General features: G+C 66.9%; 17 protein-coding genes. 7 read left to right on the top strand and 10 right to left on the bottom strand.

Annotated elements, in window-relative coordinates; genetic code table 11:
• Positions 1 to 27: 27 nt before the first annotated feature.
• From KBI52_RS20360 to KBI52_RS20340, 5 genes are all read right to left on the bottom strand, one after another.
• Positions 28 to 249 carry a hypothetical protein gene (locus KBI52_RS20360; RefSeq protein WP_173949893.1) on the bottom strand — a complete coding sequence of 74 codons (222 nt, stop codon included), beginning with the start codon at positions 247 to 249 and terminating at the stop codon, positions 28 to 30.
• Between the two features lie 188 nt (positions 250 to 437).
• Positions 438 to 662: a hypothetical protein gene (locus KBI52_RS20355; RefSeq protein ID WP_173949892.1), complete on the bottom strand. Its 225-nt coding sequence runs from the start codon at positions 660 to 662 to the stop codon at positions 438 to 440.
• Between the two features lie 209 nt (positions 663 to 871).
• Entirely contained in the window at positions 872 to 1,540 is a 669-nt protein-coding gene (locus KBI52_RS20350) for a hypothetical protein (RefSeq protein WP_173949891.1), read from the bottom strand.
• Between the two features lie 396 nt (positions 1,541 to 1,936).
• Positions 1,937 to 3,880, bottom strand: a complete 1,944-nt coding sequence (locus KBI52_RS20345; RefSeq protein ID WP_210811046.1) for a bifunctional 2',3'-cyclic-nucleotide 2'-phosphodiesterase/3'-nucleotidase — start codon at positions 3,878 to 3,880, stop codon at positions 1,937 to 1,939.
• A 179-nt stretch (positions 3,881 to 4,059) separates the two neighbouring features.
• On the bottom strand, positions 4,060 to 5,211 hold the full coding sequence (locus KBI52_RS20340; protein WP_173949889.1) for a PLP-dependent aspartate aminotransferase family protein: 1,152 nt from the start codon (positions 5,209 to 5,211) through the stop codon (positions 4,060 to 4,062).
• A 73-nt stretch (positions 5,212 to 5,284) separates the two neighbouring features.
• On the opposite strand from KBI52_RS20340, the gene KBI52_RS20335 reads away from it, so the two are divergent.
• Entirely contained in the window at positions 5,285 to 5,794 is a 510-nt protein-coding gene (locus tag KBI52_RS20335; protein ID WP_173949888.1) for a TspO/MBR family protein, read from the top strand.
• On the opposite strand, the gene hpt is transcribed toward KBI52_RS20335, so the two are convergent.
• A complete protein-coding gene (gene hpt / locus KBI52_RS20330) occupies positions 5,795 to 6,364 on the bottom strand; it encodes a hypoxanthine phosphoribosyltransferase (protein ID WP_173949887.1) in 570 nt (189 codons plus the stop codon).
• A 372-nt stretch (positions 6,365 to 6,736) separates the two neighbouring features.
• Between hpt and ftsE the strand changes: the two genes are divergently transcribed.
• From ftsE to KBI52_RS20305, 5 genes are all read left to right on the top strand, one after another.
• Positions 6,737 to 7,405, top strand: coding sequence for a cell division ATP-binding protein FtsE (ftsE, locus tag KBI52_RS20325; protein ID WP_210811125.1), 669 nt, complete (start codon positions 6,737 to 6,739; stop codon positions 7,403 to 7,405).
• 5 nt (positions 7,406 to 7,410) lie between these two features.
• A complete protein-coding gene (locus KBI52_RS20320; RefSeq protein ID WP_173949886.1) occupies positions 7,411 to 8,385 on the top strand; it encodes an ABC transporter permease in 975 nt (324 codons plus the stop codon).
• Positions 8,386 to 8,529: 144 nt separating this feature from the next.
• Entirely contained in the window at positions 8,530 to 9,234 is a 705-nt protein-coding gene (locus KBI52_RS20315; protein ID WP_247654531.1) for a YdcF family protein, read from the top strand.
• 74 nt (positions 9,235 to 9,308) lie between these two features.
• Complete coding sequence (locus KBI52_RS20310; RefSeq protein ID WP_210811043.1) at positions 9,309 to 10,076, top strand: 1-acyl-sn-glycerol-3-phosphate acyltransferase; 768 nt, start codon at positions 9,309 to 9,311, stop codon at positions 10,074 to 10,076.
• A gap of 243 nt (positions 10,077 to 10,319) precedes the next feature.
• Positions 10,320 to 10,718, top strand: a complete 399-nt coding sequence (locus KBI52_RS20305) for a hypothetical protein (protein WP_247654530.1) — start codon at positions 10,320 to 10,322, stop codon at positions 10,716 to 10,718.
• On the opposite strand, the gene KBI52_RS20300 is transcribed toward KBI52_RS20305, so the two are convergent.
• A complete protein-coding gene (locus KBI52_RS20300; protein ID WP_247654529.1) occupies positions 10,706 to 11,242 on the bottom strand; it encodes a gamma-glutamylcyclotransferase in 537 nt (178 codons plus the stop codon). The genes KBI52_RS20305 and KBI52_RS20300 overlap by 13 nt on opposite strands.
• A gap of 72 nt (positions 11,243 to 11,314) precedes the next feature.
• Between KBI52_RS20300 and KBI52_RS20295 the strand changes: the two genes are divergently transcribed.
• Complete coding sequence (locus KBI52_RS20295; protein WP_173949881.1) at positions 11,315 to 12,367, top strand: DUF2125 domain-containing protein; 1,053 nt, start codon at positions 11,315 to 11,317, stop codon at positions 12,365 to 12,367.
• Between the two features lie 37 nt (positions 12,368 to 12,404).
• On the opposite strand, the gene KBI52_RS20290 is transcribed toward KBI52_RS20295, so the two are convergent.
• Genes KBI52_RS20290 through KBI52_RS20280 form a run of 3 tightly spaced genes read right to left on the bottom strand, consistent with a single transcriptional unit; the run spans position 12,405 to position 15,345 of the window.
• Positions 12,405 to 13,355, bottom strand: a complete 951-nt coding sequence (locus tag KBI52_RS20290; RefSeq protein WP_173949880.1) for a prephenate/arogenate dehydrogenase family protein — start codon at positions 13,353 to 13,355, stop codon at positions 12,405 to 12,407.
• A complete protein-coding gene (gene hisC / locus KBI52_RS20285; RefSeq protein WP_210811029.1) occupies positions 13,348 to 14,448 on the bottom strand; it encodes a histidinol-phosphate transaminase in 1,101 nt (366 codons plus the stop codon). The genes KBI52_RS20290 and hisC overlap by 8 nt, the downstream gene beginning before the upstream one ends.
• A 57-nt stretch (positions 14,449 to 14,505) precedes the next feature.
• A complete protein-coding gene (locus KBI52_RS20280) occupies positions 14,506 to 15,345 on the bottom strand; it encodes a chorismate mutase (RefSeq protein ID WP_173949878.1) in 840 nt (279 codons plus the stop codon).
• Positions 15,346 to 15,795 lie beyond the last annotated feature (450 nt).

The following is a 15,795-nucleotide window of genomic DNA, read 5'->3' as shown; positions in this document are numbered from 1 at the left end:
AACACGCCGCACCCCAGGGCCGACGCCTCAACCGAGGCGCACCGTCCTGCGGCTCACCATGGGAGGGAACGACCCGACGAGCTGAGCATCATGCCAGAGCTCCACCCGGCACGATTGAGCCAGGCAACGGGCCCACTCATTGGCAAGATCGTGATCATCGCTGTGCAGATGATGCGTTGCGAAGTTCCCTGTCGACCGGTCGACGACGAGCGCTCGATAGCCGCGGATCGGCTGCAGTTGCGTCTTCATGATACACCTCGAAATGACATGGGCTTCGAGGGCAGGATTGCGCCTGAAAGAACAGCAGCCGAACGATGAGCTGCCGATTCTCCTCATCTAGAGCGACAATGCGGCTTTTGAGAGGTCCCCGGCCGGGTTCGGAGAGCATCCTGGCCATACGCCTCGCATGGACGCGGGATCAAGGGTGACCATGAGATCTAGATGATGGTCGATCCGTCCGATCTGACGCGGGCATCCCCGATCTGGCGGCCGAGCTTTTCGGCCTCCTTGTCGCTCACATGGATTCGGACCAGGGTCCATTCCTTCTCCGACTTCCACAGGCGAAACGAGATCATGAACCCATCGCCGTCCTTTTGCGCATCGGCATGGGTTGCGTCGGGCAGGTCGTAGGGCCCGAGGCCGTCGAAGGTCAGCTGTCCCACAATTCTCTCCGATCACGCGCCTTGATCAACGGGCTGGAGCCCGGGCGCTGCTGGCAGTCCCGGTTCTATTTCTTCCCTTCGAGGGCTTTTTCAAGCCATCCGAGGACGGCGTCCTGCTCCTCGGCGGTAAAGATGTGCGCCAGAGGTCAGGTTCGGGTCTCGGGGTTCTGCGGTGGAAGGAGCCGGGATCCCCGCGGCGGCTGCCGGCGTCAGAGGTTGGGCGCGATCCGCAGCTCGAGTGTCGCTGACGCGACGGGCCGGGTGTTGGGCGCGACCCCATAGCCGACCCGGACATGGAGGTCCGACCGGAAGCGGTCGGCCGGCGAGGTCAGCCGGGTTCGACCGACGAGTTCCGACACAAGGCCTGTGCTGATGTCTCCGCTGACGCCGTCCAGGTTCATGCTGGGAGCGAGCCGCAGCTCGGTGCTCCATGCCTGGAAGGAGAGATCGAGCGGAATGTCCATGATGCCACTCAGCGATTGCGAATAGGCACTCTGCCCGCTGTCGAGGAAGCCCGCCGTCGTCACGCCGACCGTGACGCCGAGGCGCTCCCAGTCCCGCCTCACGAAGGCCTCCCAGCTCGCCTTCGACGACAGGAGGCTCGTCTCGCCGCCACCACGGACCAGTTCCGTCCCGACCAGAAAATTATACCCCTGGAACGGCTGCATCTTGGCCCCGACCGCGCGATCGACATCCGTCGGCAGGAAGGCCTGCATGTCGGTGCGGGCGATGCCGCTGGCCCAGACCTGCGTGCGGTTCAACCGGGCCGGCGCGCGCGGCCGGGTCGCACGCTTGACCGCCAGATGATCGTCGAGCCAGGACGAGGTGAGGGTCCCGCTCCAGATCTCGACCTCGTTGGCCACGGCGACCGTCGTCATCGCGGGCGATGCCAGGAGAGGAGAAGCCAGAAGGAGCAAAGACGGAAGAAGCGAAACCGAGCGGCGAAGCAGCAAAATCATCAAAACAATCGGTGCAGCAATGGGGATCGAACAGGAGCGATACAGGCATTCGCGACGACGCTGGTTAACGCTGCGTTAAAGTTCTCTCAACCGCTGGATGTGTTGAATTTTACGCCAGAGGATCCTCACTATCAGCCGGGAGAATTGCGATTTGCGTTCAGTGACATGACGCGCGACGATGCCTCTATTCCCGGCCATCCCTGCAATGACGCACGACCGGTCACATCCACGTGATGGGTTTACTGTCCGCAGGATCCTGAAAGCAGAACGGCCGGGCTCGCGCCCGGCCGCCTCCCTATCCTGCTTGCGTGAGGATCAGCTCACGATGCGGTACTTCACGAAACCCTCCGGGGCGTCGCCCATCTTCTCGACCTTGATGCCGGCCGGCTGGTAGTTGGCGGCATTCGGACCGGTGGTAAAGGTCACGGTGACGCCCGCGGGCGCCGCGAGCGACCAGGAGCCGTCGGCTTTCGGGGCCACTTCCTTCTTCTCGACGATGTAGCGCATGATCGCGTCGCGGGTGAGGTCCGGCGCCTCGAACACGATGGTGGTGCCGTCCGCTCCGGGGAAGTTGCCGCCGCCGCCGGCGCGATAGTTGTTGGTCACCACGAGAAACTGCTGATCGTCCGTCACGGGCTTGCCGTTATAGGTCAGGTCCTTGATGCGGTGCGCATCGGCATTCACGACCTTGCCGTTGTCGTCGTAGCGCGATCCTTGAGTCGGATCGATCTTGTACTGCACGCCCGCGATCACGTCGAAATTGTAAGCCGGGAACTTTTGGTTGATGAGCTCCTGTTCGCCGCCCTTGGCCGGATCGATCTGGTTGTAGATGCCGGCCGAGCGCTCCAGCCATTCGCGCACCTGCGCGCCCGTGACCTTCACCACGCGGATCGTGTTCGGGTAGATGTAGATGTCCGCCATGTCCTTGATGGCGAGCGGGCCGGGCTTGATCTCGGTGAAGTAGTTGGGACCGCCGCGGCCGCCGGCCTTGAAGGGCGCCGCCGCCGAGAGGATCGGCAGGTCCTTGAAGGGCGAGGCCTTGAGCTGATCGGCCACGTACCAGGCTTGCGCCTCGGCAACGAGCTTCACGGAGGCGTCGTCCGACACGAGCGAGTAGTAGGAGTGGATCGGAACCGCCGTGGTGCCGACGGGCTCGCGCACGTATTTCAGGGTCGCGTCGTGGCCGGCCTGGGCGGCCGCCATGATGGCCGCGTCCGAATCGACCTTCGCGACGATCTTGCGGTCGACACGGTCGTAGATGGGACGCGCCTCGGTGCGGAAATTCGCCACCTTCCAGGCGTCGCCCTCCTTGGTGAGTTCGAGATCGACAAGGCCGAGATGGCTGCCCCAGAAGCCGGCCATGACGGCCGGCTTGCCGTGGAGCGTGCCGGCCTTCACGTCGACGCCGGGAATGTTGTTGAATTCCTTGCCGCCCGGGAACGTGAAATGCTGATGACCCGTGAGGATCACGTCGATGCCCTCGACCTTGGCGAGGTGCAGCGCGGCATTCTCCTCGCCGCCCTTGCGCTCGCCGCCGGCGATGCCCGAATGGCAGAGCGCCACGACGATGTCGGCGCCAGCCTTCTTGAGTTCCGGCACATACTTGGTGGCGGCATCGACGATGTCGATGGTGGTGGCCTTGCCGTCGAGATTGGCCTTGTCCCACTGCACGATCTGCGGCGGAACGAAGCCGATCACGCCGACCTTGAGCGTCTGCTTGGCGCCGGCTTCATCGACGAATTCGCGATCGAGGACGAGCCAGGGCTTGAGCAGGGTCTCGCCGTTCGCCTTGATGACGTTGGCGCAGACCAGCGGGAATTTTGCGGCGCCGAGCGAATTCTGAAGGAAGTCCAGGCCGTAATTGAACTCGTGGTTGCCCAGGGTGCCGCAATCGTAGTTGAGCTCGTTCATGGCGGCCACCATGGGATGCACGTCGCCCGGCTTCATGCCGCGGCGATAGGCGACGAAGTCGCCCAGCGGCGAGCCCTGGATCAGGTCGCCGTTGTCGAACAGCAGGCTGTTCTTGGCCTCGGCCCGGGCCCCTTTCACGAGCGTCGCGGTGCGCGCCAGGCCCACCGTATCGTCGGCGGCATCGCGATAATAGTCGTACGGGAAGATGTTCACGTGGAGGTCGGTGGTCTCCATGACGCGGAGCTTCACGACCGGGCCGGCCGCGAAGGCGAACCGGGGCATGCCGGTAACGGCGGCGGCGGCGACGCCGGTCTGGAGGACGCGGCGGCGGGTGATGGATTGTGTCATGGTCTTCCCTTGGCGTGTCTTTTGGCGAATTGCATTCGCGTCTAGCCGAGAGAAGCACAGGTTTTATGACAGGATCAAGATAGCTGGCTAACGGGGCCGAAGAACGGGGACAAGGCAGCCCGACGCTGGCCCCGTGGCCCCGGCCTCGTGCTAGTGCCGGCCATGACGCGGGAGGACCGTCAGCCCCGCAGAGCCGTATCGAGATCCCGATACAGATCCTCCACGTCCTCGATGCCGGTGGAGAGGCGCAGGAGGTCCGGCGGGCACGGGGTGCCGGGACCTTCGATGGAGGCGCGGTGCTCGATCAGGCTCTCGACGCCGCCCAGCGACGTCGCGCGCTTCCACAGGCCCACGCGGGCGGCCGTGCGGATCGCCGCGGCCTCCCCGTCCGAGACCTGGATCGACAGCATGTAGCCGAAGCCGTTCTCCATCTGCCGGGCCGCGATGTCGTGGCCCGGATGCTGCGGCAGGCCGGGATAGAGCACGCGGGCAACCTTCGGGTGGCCTGAGAACCGCTGCGCCAGGTCGAGCGCGCTCCGCGCCTGGGCGGCCGCCCGGACGTGGAGCGTGCGCATGCCGCGCATCAGGAGGTAGGCCTCGAACGGCCCGAGGATAGCGCCCTGCATCTTGCGGACCGACGCGACCCGCGCCCAGAAAGCGTCGGCCTTGGCGCCCGCGAGCACGCCGGCCACCACGTCGGAATGGCCGTTCAGCACCTTGGTGGCCGCATGCATGACGATGTCGGCGCCGAGCGTCAGCGGCCTGGTATGATACGGCGAGGCCGTAGTCGAATCGACCGCGAGCCGGGCCCCGGCCGCATGGGCGATCGCGGCGGCGGCCGCGATGTCGGTGATGGTCCAGAGCGGGTTCGAGGGCGTCTCGATCCAGACCAGCTTGGTCTCGCCGGGCTTCACGGCTTGCTGCAGGGCATCGAGGTTGTCCGTCTCGACGAAATCGACCTTGAGGCCCCAGCGCACGGCCTCCGTCGTCAGCCAGCTGCGCAGCGCCCAGTACATGACCTTGGAGGCCACGATGTGATCGCCGGGATCGAGCGCCTGGAACACGGCGGTGGCGGCCGCCATGCCGGAGGAGAACAGCAGGGCGCCGGCCTCGGCCTCTTCCAGCATGGCCAGAACCTCTTCCGCCTCCCGGACCGTGGCATTGTCCGGCCGGCCGTAGACGAACCCGGAGGAGTAGGCGTTGTCCTCGTCGCGGATATAGGTGGTCGTCACGTGGATCGGCGGAACGATCGCTTTCGTGATCGGATCCACATGGCCCATGGCCTGAGCGGTCAGGCTGCGCTTCGACCATGGGGAACGCGATGGCGACATGAGGGAACCTCCGCAAGCGTGACAGGTTGCGTCACAGGGACAATGATGCGCACCTCATAGAGGGAATTCGAGCATGCATACAGACCAAACTGCGCCGGGCAGCCATGCAATGCCGCGGCTGCCGCGCTTCCTGGTGAGCGTGCTGCCGGTGGTCGCCGTGGCGGTCTCGGCAAGCCTCATCACGCAGCCGAACATCCCGGGCTGGTATGCGGCCCTGCAGAAGCCCGGCTTCACGCCGCCGAACTGGGCCTTCCCTGTCGCCTGGACCCTGCTCTATGCCCTGATGGCCTATGCGCTCTGGCGCATCCTCAGCCTTCCGGAGAACCGGCCCGGCCGCGGGGCGGCCATCGTGGCGTTCTTCGTGCAGCTGACCTTGAACGGGCTTTGGTCCTTCGCGTTCTTCGGCAGCAAGAGCCCGCTCGCGGGCCTCGTGGTCATCGCGGCCCTGATCGTGGCGATCCTGGCGACGATCCGCGCTTTCTGGAGGCTCGACCGCACGGCCGGCCTCCTCCTCCTGCCCTATCTCGCCTGGGTGGCCTATGCGACCCTGCTCAACGGGACGATCTGGCGGCTCAACGGCTGATCATTCCGGTTTGTCGAACAGGTCGGGGCTCTTGTCGAGGTGGTCGACCACGCCCACGAAGGGGAGCTGGCGGTAGGAATGGGCCACGTCCATGCCGTAGCCGACGACGAACACGTCCGGGCAGGTGAAGCCCACGTAATCCGGGTGGATCTGCACGGCGCGTTTGCCGGGCTTCTCCAGGAGCACCGCGGTCTTCACGCTCTTGGCGCCGCGGGCCATCAGCAGGTCCTTGGCGAAGGTCACCGTCCGGCCCGACTCGAGGATGTCGTCCACGAGCAGCACGTCGCGGCCGCGCACGTCGCTCTCCACGTCCCGCAGGATCGTCACGTTGCCGGTTGAGACGGTGCCGTCGAGATAGCTCGACAGGTGCACGAACTCGACCTGCGGGGCGAGACCGGAGCGGTGCAGGGCACGGATCAGGTCGGCGGCGAACATGAAGCTGCCCTTGAGCACGGCAACGACGAGCAGGTTCTGCGGCTTGGCGGCCGCGATCTCCTGGGCCAGCGCCTCGTTGCGCTTGGCGATCGTGTCTTCGTCGAAGAGAACCCGGATGCGGGGGGCAGTGCTCATCGTCATCAATCCAGCAAAGAATGGGAGGCCCTAGTGCTTTCCCCTTCACGACCATGCTTGGCCCGGGATGTCAAACGGACTCCATGGTTTTCGCGGGTGACGGGCGGGTTTTGCTGTCCTGTCCGGGATCGCCGGCACAGGGCAGATGATGACGCGGGAGGGCTTCTTGAAGCACGATCCCCCTTCCCTCCTGCGGCAATGTCCCGCGAAACCCTCGCTTTGCGTCCAGGGCCCGCAAGTTTATGGCTTGCTAACCATACAGGGGCGATAAGAAGGCGAATCGCGGCCTTCGTCCGCCACAAGAACCGGCAACCTCCAAGGATGGCTAGAGCACGCGTGAGGGCGTTTCACCACGAGGACGACGATGAGAGCATGGCGGCGGCCGTGCATTTCGAGAATGTGGGCGTGCGCTACGGCATGGGGCCCGAGGTCCTGCGCGACCTGACCTTCTCCATCGAGCCGAACTCCTTCCAGTTCCTCACCGGCCCGTCGGGCGCCGGCAAGACGACCCTGCTTCGGCTCATCCTGATGTCGGTGAAGCCGACCCGCGGTCTGATCTCCCTGTTCGGCGAGGACGTCTCGCGGATCTCCAAGGACGAACTGACGTCGTTGCGTCGCCGGATGGGCGTGGTGTTCCAGGATTTCCGCCTCCTCGACCACCTGACCACCTACGAGAACGTGGCGCTGCCGCTGCGGGTGCAGGGCAAGGAGGAATCGAGCTACCGGGCGGAGGTCGTGGAGCTCCTGCGCTGGGTGGGGCTGGGCGACCGGATGCATATGCTGCCGCCGGTGCTGTCGGGCGGCGAGAAGCAGCGCGCCGCCATCGCCCGCGCGCTGATCGTGCGCCCCGATCTGCTGCTCGCCGACGAGCCGACCGGCAACGTGGATCCGTCGCTCGCCCGACGCCTGCTGCGCCTGTTCATCGAGCTCAACCGGCTCGGAACCTCGGTGGTTATCGCGACCCACGACTTCAGCCTCATGGATCAGCTCGACGTGCGCCGCCTCGTGCTCGGCGACGGCCAGCTGCATATCGACGAGTGAAGCGGATGAGCGCCGCGTCCCAACCCCGCCCGAGGAAGGCAGCCGCGCCCGACGGGCAGAAGCGGTCTCTGCCCGCATCCTTGAGCCGGAACGCCCCACTCGTCCCAGTGGACTCGGCCGGCGGGCAGGCGCTCGCCGCCGTCATCGCCATCCTGACCTTTCTCGCCGCGCTCTGCGCCGGCGGCGCCGAACTGGTCTCGGCCTCCTCCGCCCAATGGCGCTCGGAGATCGCCCGGGAGGTCACGATCCAGATCCGCCCGAATCCGCAACGCGCGATCGACCAGGACGTGGACCGCGCCGTGGCGCTCGCCCGCCAGGCGCCGGGCGTGGAGCAGGCCCAGGCCTTCTCGAAGGAGGAATCGGAGCGCCTTCTCGAGCCGTGGCTCGGAACCGGCCTCGACTTCAAGGATCTGCCGGTTCCGCGCCTGATCGTGATCAAGATCAAGCAGGACGCGAAGCCCGATTTCGGACCCTTGCGGCAATCCCTGCAGCGGGAGGTGCCCGGCGCGTCCCTGGACGATCATGCCCTCTGGGTGTCCCGGCTCTCGACCATGGCCAACACGATCATCGGCGTCGGGGTCTTTCTCGTCGCCCTGGTGCTGGTGGCCGCGGGCCTTGCCGTGATCTTCGCCACGAGGGGCGCCATGGCGGGCAACCGGGAGGTGGTGGAGGTGCTCCATTTCGTGGGCGCGAACGACGACTTCATCGCCAGGGAGTTCCAGCGCCGCTTCTTCCGCCTGGGGTTGCGGGGCAGCGCCATCGGGGCGGCCGCCGCCCTGGTCCTCACCCTGACCCTGGGCTTCGTGACCCGCTCGTGGCGGGCCAGCCCCACGGGCGACCAGCTCGAAGCGCTCTTCGGCGCCTTTACCATCAGCTGGAGCGGCTACGCGGTGGTGGTCCTTATCGCGCTGCTCGTCGCCCTCATCACGGGCATCGTCTCGCGCTTGACCGTGAGACGTTTTCTTAATGAAAATGGTTGATGGTGACAGTTGACCCAAACCGAAGGGGTTGCCTCTCCATTGCCGCAATCTCCGTTAATGTCGTCCAGGATGACCTCGCGAACGCAGAGTTGGAGTGCGCCGGGCGCCATGGAGTCCACAGATGCCTTGGGCTGGGGCTGGACCATGTCGCCAACGGCTAAGCATCCTGTCCGACGCTCGCCGGTGAACCGCCTGCTCGCCTTCGGGTTCTGGAGCTGCATCGCGGTCCTGGTCGCCGGCTTCCTCGGGTTCCTCGGATTCGTCTATCACCTCGACCGGTTCGAGCAGCCCCCCGAGACGCGGGCCGACGGGATCGTCGCCATGACGGGCGGCGCTCAGCGGATCGGCGACGCCATCGACCTGCTCGCCAAGGGCTATGCCAAGCGGCTCCTGATCTCCGGCGTCAACGAGAACACCAGCCGCGACCAGATCGCCCGCCTCAACCCGGGCCAGCGGCGGCTGTTCGATTGCTGCGTGGACCTCGACTACCGGGCCCGCAACACCATCGGCAACGCCATCGAGACCCGGCGCTGGGCCGAAGCGAACGGGTTCGACGCCATCATCGTGGTGACGTCGAACTACCATATGCCGCGCACCCTCGTGGAGCTCGACCACGCCCTGCCGAACCGCCAGAAGATCCCCTATCCGGTCGCGGCCACCATCGATCCGCACGAGTGGTGGCACAATCCGTCCGTGGCCCGGGTGATCTTCACCGAATACCTGAAGTTCCTGGCCGTCTGGGTCCGGACCCGGTTCGAGGGCGATCCGGAGCGCTCCTCGGTGGCGAGAATCATCAGCGGCGGAGCCCCCATCAAGGCGCAGATGCTCGCTGAGCCGCTCTGGCGCTAGAGCCCCGACGAAAAACCCTCTATGGTGCGCGGCCCGCGGAGCACCATGCTCCGCTTTTCGTTTTCCAAGAAGCCATGCTGATCGTCCGCTCCCTGCTGTTCAACGTCGCCTTCTACGCCAACCTGGTCCTGTGGCTGATCATCCTGATCCCGGGCGTCCTGGTGCCCCGCCGCATGTTCATGGAACTGGTCAAGATGTGGGGGCGGACCTCGATCTGGCTTCTGCGCGTGATCGCCGGAACCCGGGTCGTGATCACGGGCCGCGAGAAGATCCCGCCGGGCGGCGCCCTGGTGGCGGCCAAGCACCAGTCGTTCCTCGAGACCTTCGCCCTGGTGACGATCCTCGACGACCCGACCTACATCCTCAAGCGCGAGCTGATGTGGATCCCCTTCTTCGGCTGGTATCTGGCGAAGGCGCGCTGCGTGCCGGTCAACCGCAAGGCCGGCTCGCTTGCCCTGGTCCAGATGACCGCGCGCGCCAAGGACGAGGCCCAGCACGGCCGCCAGATCATCATCTTTCCCGAGGGCACCCGCCGCCCGCCGGGCGCTCCTCCGGCCTACAAGTACGGCGTGGCCCATCTCTACCAGAATCTCGGCTTTCCCTGCGTTCCGATCGGCATGAATTCGGGCCTCTATTGGCCGCGCCGCCAGTTCATCCGCCGCCCCGGGACGGTGCGGATCGAGGTTCAGGATCCGATCGCCCCCGGGCTGCCCCGGGAGGAGTTCTTCAGGCTCGTGCAGGAGCGGATCGAGACGTCGTCGAACCGGCTCCTGGAAGAAGGCCGCAAGGAACTCGGCCTCGGTCCCGCATCCACCTCCGAGGCATCGCTGTCGAAGGTCTGACGAGGCCGCTGCGGAGCAGCCTTTTGCGAGTTCGGGACCAGGCCCTTGCGCCCTTCGATTCATGGCATTGTTCGTCTCTGAGATCCCCGGCACGGGACCGCTGCCGACAGAGGGGTGCGAAAGCGCACAAAATCGCGCAAACCCAAGCTCAGCCAAGCTTTCAGCAATCTTGACGACTCACGCGTCCGTTCTTACATATAAGAACATATGGCGAACAAACGAACCATATCCTGGAATGCGGCCATGCGGGATCTCCGCAACGACCGAATGCGGAGGGCTGGCGTGCACGAGGAACGGCTACGGGCGACCGCAGGGCTTCGCTCCTCTTCCACTCTGAGTTCCTGGCGCGGCCGTTCGGGACGCCGCTACATCGTCGGCGTGCATCCGCTGAACGAGACGGAGCTTCTCGACGTCACCGACGCGGTGATCCTTGCCGTGAAGCGGGACTCCGCGGGCATTGGCATCGTGGTCGATGCCGCGATGGCCGCGTCCGATCCGAGCGAGCAGCCCCGGATACGATGGCTCGCCAAGGTCCGCGAGCGGGGCGCCACCGAACTCCACATCCATCGCCTCGCAGCCACCGAGGACGACCGCCGCGCGATCTTCGAGGACCTGCGCGAGAACGAGACTCAGGACTGCTGATCGAGCGCGTCCACGATTCGGTGCAGCAGCGGGTCGACCACGTGCATGCCGATCAGGTGGTCATAGGTGGAGCGGACGTAATCGGGATTGCGTCCGGAAATGCCCTGTCCCTGGCGCACGAGCCGCAAGACCTCCTCATCGGACAGCCGGCCCGCATATTGGCCGTGATTGCGGTCGACCACGTAGGCTAGCGCGCGAACCCGGCGCGCATCGGCCAGCCTGACGGGCAGATGCCTTTCGCGATAGACCGAGGTCACCTGCTCGCGCTCGCGCAGGTACCGGATCGTGGCCTCGGCCTCCTCCGGCGCGACGCGGAACGCCACCCCGTGGCAGCGCCCGCCCCGGTCGAGCCCCAGGACGAGGCCCGGATGCTCCGGCGTGCCGCGGTGAACATGGGAGAAGACGCAGAGCGACCGATGGTAGCCGTAGAGATGGGCGTGGACCCGCTCGAGATGAGGGAAGCCCGGCCGCCACATGAGCGAGCCGTAGCCGAAAACCCATAAATCCTCCGTGAGCTCCTTCATGTCACCCCGCCCGACGCTTGCCTGCATCCGGCGCTACCAGTAACCACACACCAGCACAACAGGAGATGACGCATGGATCAGGCCGCCCCGACGGGGAATGTTCGCCGCAGCCGGTTCTGGCTCTACACGCCCTTCGTTCTGCTGCTGCTCGTCGCCATCGCCTGGAGCGTCGCCTGGTTCGTGATCCGCGGACGCACCGCGGACGCGCTCGACGGCTGGATCGCCGCCGAGGCGCGCAGCGGGCGGCAATGGACCTGCGGCGACCGCACCATCGCCGGCTACCCATTCCGCATCGAAATCATCTGCGATACCCTCGATCTGAAGCGGGGCGCCGTCTCGGCCTCGTTCGGGCGCACCGAGGCGGTTGCGCAGGTCTACCAGCCCCGCCGGATCATCCTGGAGGTCGCCGGCCCGCTGCGGGTGACGGACGGCACGGTGACGGTCAACGGCCGCTGGGATCTGCTGCAGGCCAGCATCAACGCGTCCCAGACGGGCCTGCAGCGCCTGTCGCTCGCCGCCAACGCCCCTCAGGTGACGGTCACGGGCCTCGGCGCCGGCGAGATCGCCGGATCGGGCAAGCACCTGGAGCTTCACGTGCGCCCGAATCCCTCCCGGCGCGCGGAGCTCGCGGGCGATGTCGCGGCCTCGGTCACGGAGGCGCGGATCCCGATCCTCGATGCTCTCGTGGGCGGCCCCGAGGCCACCAACCTGAACGCGGACGTCACCGTGACCCAGGCCGACGGCTTCAAGGGCGGCACCATCGCCGAGGAGCTGGAGCTCTGGCGCAACGCCGGCGGAAAGCTCGACATCCTGATGCTCTCGGCCGCCAAGGGCCCGCGCCAGATCGAGACCAAGGGCGAGCTGCGCCTCGACGAGCAGCACCGGCCGGCCGGCCAGCTCACGGTCGCGGCGGCGGGCCTCGACGGGCTTCTCGGCAACCTGACCGGCGGGCGCGTCGGCGGCAACCTTCTCGGCATGCTGCTGGGCCAGGGGCCGCGGGCCAACGCCGCGCAGCCCAATGCCAAGCCCCAGCTCGCCTCCCTGCCGCCCCTGCGGCTCGAGAACGGCTTCCTGGCCATGGGCCCCTTCGTGATCCCGAACGTCAGGCTGCAGCCGCTGTATTGATGCGCTCCCGCCCCGTCACGGCCGGGCGGAGAACGAACTAACTCTTGTCCTCGCGCCGGCGGCCAAAATCCGGCTCCGGCGTTTCCTGGCCGGACGAGATGATGCCGCGGCGGATGGCGCGGGTGCGGGTGAAGAGGTCGAAGAGCTTGTCGCCCTCGCCCCACCGGATGGCGCGGGCGAGCAGCGCGATGTCCTCGTTGAGGCGGCCCAGCATCTCCAGCACGGCTTCCCGGTTGTGCAGGAAGACGTCGCGCCACATGGTCGGGTCTGACGCCGCGATGCGCGTGAAGTCGCGGAAGCCGCCGGCCGAGAACTTGATCACCTCGCCCTGCGTGACGGTCTCGAGATCCGCCGCCGTGCCGACGATGTTGTAGGCGATCAGGTGCGGCACGTGGCTGGTGATGGCGAGAACCAAATCATGGTGCTGCGCCGTCATGACTTCCACGTTGGACCCCATGGCCTCCCAGAAGGCGCGCACGCGCCCAACGGCCGTCTCGTCGGTCCCCTCCGGGGGCGTGAGAATGCACCAGCGGTTGTGGAAGAGCGTGGCAAAGCCGGCATCGGGGCCGGAATGCTCCGTGCCGGCCACCGGATGCGCCGGAACGAAGGACACGCCGCCCGGCAGATGCGGCTGCACCTGCGCGATCACGGAGCCCTTCACGGAGCCCACGTCCGACACGATGCTGCCGGGCTTCAGGCCCGGCTTCATGACCTCGGCAACCTGGCCGCAGACCCCGACCGGCACGCACAGGATCACGAGATCCGCATCGCGCACGCCCGCCGCCGCATCGGCGGTCGCCTCGTCGGCGATCCCGAGCTCCCGGACGCGCTCGACCACGGCCTCGCTCGCATCGACCGCGACGATCGTGCGCGCCAGATTGAGATGCCGGGCCGCGCGGGCGATCGACGAGCCGATCAGCCCGAGGCCCACGAGGGCGACGCGCTCGAAGAGGGGCGTTTGACGGGGCGGGCCGAGTCGCTCAGGCATGGTGGCCACCCAGAAAATCGCGCAGCGCCGCCACCACGAGACCGTTCGCCTCCTCGCTGCCCACGGTCAGGCGCAGGGCATGGGGCAGGCCATAGGCGTCGATCCGGCGCAGGATCAGGCCGCGACCGGAGAGAAAAGCGTCGGCATCCTTCGCGGTCCGGCCCTCCTCCTGCGGAAAATGGATCAGCAGGAAGTTGCCGACGCTCGGCGTGACCTTCAGGCCCAGGGCCTCGATCTCCCGGGTAAGCCAGGCGAGCCAGCGCTCGTTGTGCTCGACGGCCGTCGCGACATGCGCCTCGTCCTGGATCGCCGCGATGCCGGCCGCCATGGCGGGGCCGCTGACGTTGAAGGGGCCGCGGATGCGGTTGACCGCGTCGGCGATATGGGCGGGCGCCACCATCCAGCCGAGGCGCAGGTTGGCGAGGCCGTAAATCTTCGAGAAGGTGCGCGTCATCACCACGTTGTCGGACGTGGCGACGAGCTCGAGGCCGGATTCGTAATCGTTGCGCCGGACATATTCCGCATAGGCCGCGTCGAGCACCAGCACCACGTGCGGCGGCAGTCCCGCGTGCAGGCGCTTGACCTCGTCGAACGGGATGTAGGTGCCGGTCGGGTTGTTGGGATTGGCCAGGAAGACGATCTTGGTCTTCTCCGTCACCCTTGCGAGGATCGCGTCCACGTCCGTGCGCAGATTCGTCTCCGGCGCCACCACGGGCGTGCCGCCGGCGGCCAGGATCGCGATCCGGTAGACCAGGAAGCCGTGCTCCGTGAAGATGCCCTCGTCGCCGGGCCCCACATAGGCATGGGTGATGAGCGCGAGCAGCTCGTCCGAGCCCGCCCCACAGATGATCCGGTTCGGATCGAGCCCGTACCGGGCGGCGATCGCCTCCCGCAGCCGGGTCGACGCCCCGTCCGGATAGAGCTCGAGGTGTTCGAAGGTCCGGATCGCCTCCATGGCCTTGGGCGACGGGCCGAGCGGGGTCTCGTTCGAGGAGAGCTTATGGACCTTGGCAACCCCTGCGGCCTTGCTCTTGCCGGGCACGTAGGCGTCGATCTGCATGACGCCGGGGCGGGGTTGGGGATGGACGGGCATCGTGACTTCACTTCCTCGCGGTCGGTGGGTGAGACAGGCTCTAGCGCAGGTCGAATTTCATTTCACGTGGAAACGTTCGGCATGGCTGCCGATCTCGGCGAGCTGGGCGAGGCTCGCGCCGGCCTTGGTCAGGGCCTGGCGCAGCTGCGCGGGTTCGACGGCACCGGGCACCGCGATGAGCTCCGACAAGCCGTTGGTGTCGGCCGCGCTCGCCACCACCTCGCCGCCGAGCGCGATCAGGGCCTCGTTAGCGCCCCTGTGCCAGCGCTCGAACTGGGCCGCGTAGAGCACCACGTCGCGCACGGCCGCATCGGTCAGGGGCTTCGAGATGACGAAGACCGGGGTGCCGGCCGGATGGTCGGGCCGCTCGATGAAGGGCAGGCGCGCAATGATTTTCGGACGGCGCCGGTCGGCGAGCGTGCGCCACCAGGCGCCGCTCGTCGCCCCCTGGTCGAGCCGGAAGATGCCGAGATCGCCGCCGGATGCCGCAACCGCCTCGATCACCGCGGCGGCGCTCGGATGGGTCGCGTAGGGCACCGTGAAGCCGAAATGGAACCGGGCGGAATCGCGCATGGGGGCGTCCCCGCCCGAGATGTCCGCATGGACCGTGTAGCTGGACTGGACATAGGTGAAGGTGCCGATGATCACCCGCCAGATGCTCTCCACCGTGTCGAGCGGCAGCAGCCCCTGGTGGCGTTCGGCCAGGGCCTTCATCATCGAGGCCTCTCGGCCGGGACGGAAGGCCGACGCAAGGCCCGTCGCCGAGGCCTTCTTGGACGCGATCAGCCGGTCGATGATGGTGCCGCGCTCCATGAGCAGCCGGTGCATCGCCTCGTCGATGCGGTCGATCTCCTGGCGCAGCTCGGCGAGGGACGGGGCGGGCATCTCGGTCGGCATGGTCGGGATCCTTAAGGGTCGCCGCCCTTCTTTGACGGCTTTGTGCCCCCTTGTCATCACCGGACTTGTGCCGCTGCTTCCGCCGCTGTGGGGCATTGCGCCTATCAGATTAAGATGGCGGGTCTTGGCCTCCCTGCCACCCTCGGTCGTCATCACCGGGCTTGTCCCGGTGATCTCGGTCGTTTGGAACGCCGCGCCTCACCGGATCGGGATGGCCGGCACAGGGCCGGCCATGACGGGCAGAGGGTCGGATGACGGTGAGTTGATCTGTGCGCTGTCAAAGAGCAGCACCAGCGGGCCCGCAGCCGGTTGGCTGCGAGCCTGTCAGGATGATCGAGGGTGGCGCGAGTGGCAGCCCGGCTCGATGCTGATGGGTGAGATGGAGGAGCCAAGCTGCTCGTCGCGCACGGTTCTTTTCAGGCGGACCAGCTGGGCAGAGCCCAAGGTCGG

It is taken from the genome of Microvirga sp. HBU67558, from assembly GCF_018069605.1.
Classification (GTDB): Bacteria; Pseudomonadota; Alphaproteobacteria; order Rhizobiales; family Beijerinckiaceae; genus Microvirga; species Microvirga terrae.
This window is presented reverse-complemented; position numbering and strand designations above follow the sequence as displayed.

Coding starts and splice junctions, on each gene's coding strand:
- ftsE (WP_210811125.1), top strand. CDS start 6,737: ATGGCGGCGGCCGTGCATTTCGAGAATGTGGGCGTGCGCTACGGCATG.
- KBI52_RS20315 (WP_247654531.1), top strand. CDS start 8,530: ATGTCGCCAACGGCTAAGCATCCTGTCCGACGCTCGCCGGTGAACCGC.
- KBI52_RS20360 (WP_173949893.1), bottom strand. CDS start 249: ATGAAGACGCAACTGCAGCCGATCCGCGGCTATCGAGCGCTCGTCGTC.
- KBI52_RS20295 (WP_173949881.1), top strand. CDS start 11,315: ATGGATCAGGCCGCCCCGACGGGGAATGTTCGCCGCAGCCGGTTCTGG.
- KBI52_RS20345 (WP_210811046.1), bottom strand. CDS start 3,880: ATGACACAATCCATCACCCGCCGCCGCGTCCTCCAGACCGGCGTCGCC.
- KBI52_RS20280 (WP_173949878.1), bottom strand. CDS start 15,345: ATGCCGACCGAGATGCCCGCCCCGTCCCTCGCCGAGCTGCGCCAGGAG.
- KBI52_RS20350 (WP_173949891.1), bottom strand. CDS start 1,540: ATGACGACGGTCGCCGTGGCCAACGAGGTCGAGATCTGGAGCGGGACC.
- KBI52_RS20305 (WP_247654530.1), top strand. CDS start 10,320: ATGCGGGATCTCCGCAACGACCGAATGCGGAGGGCTGGCGTGCACGAG.
- hisC (WP_210811029.1), bottom strand. CDS start 14,448: ATGCCCGTCCATCCCCAACCCCGCCCCGGCGTCATGCAGATCGACGCC.
- KBI52_RS20340 (WP_173949889.1), bottom strand. CDS start 5,211: ATGTCGCCATCGCGTTCCCCATGGTCGAAGCGCAGCCTGACCGCTCAG.
- KBI52_RS20300 (WP_247654529.1), bottom strand. CDS start 11,242: ATGAAGGAGCTCACGGAGGATTTATGGGTTTTCGGCTACGGCTCGCTC.
- KBI52_RS20320 (WP_173949886.1), top strand. CDS start 7,411: ATGAGCGCCGCGTCCCAACCCCGCCCGAGGAAGGCAGCCGCGCCCGAC.
- KBI52_RS20335 (WP_173949888.1), top strand. CDS start 5,285: ATGCATACAGACCAAACTGCGCCGGGCAGCCATGCAATGCCGCGGCTG.
- KBI52_RS20290 (WP_173949880.1), bottom strand. CDS start 13,355: ATGCCTGAGCGACTCGGCCCGCCCCGTCAAACGCCCCTCTTCGAGCGC.
- KBI52_RS20310 (WP_210811043.1), top strand. CDS start 9,309: ATGCTGATCGTCCGCTCCCTGCTGTTCAACGTCGCCTTCTACGCCAAC.
- hpt (WP_173949887.1), bottom strand. CDS start 6,364: ATGAGCACTGCCCCCCGCATCCGGGTTCTCTTCGACGAAGACACGATC.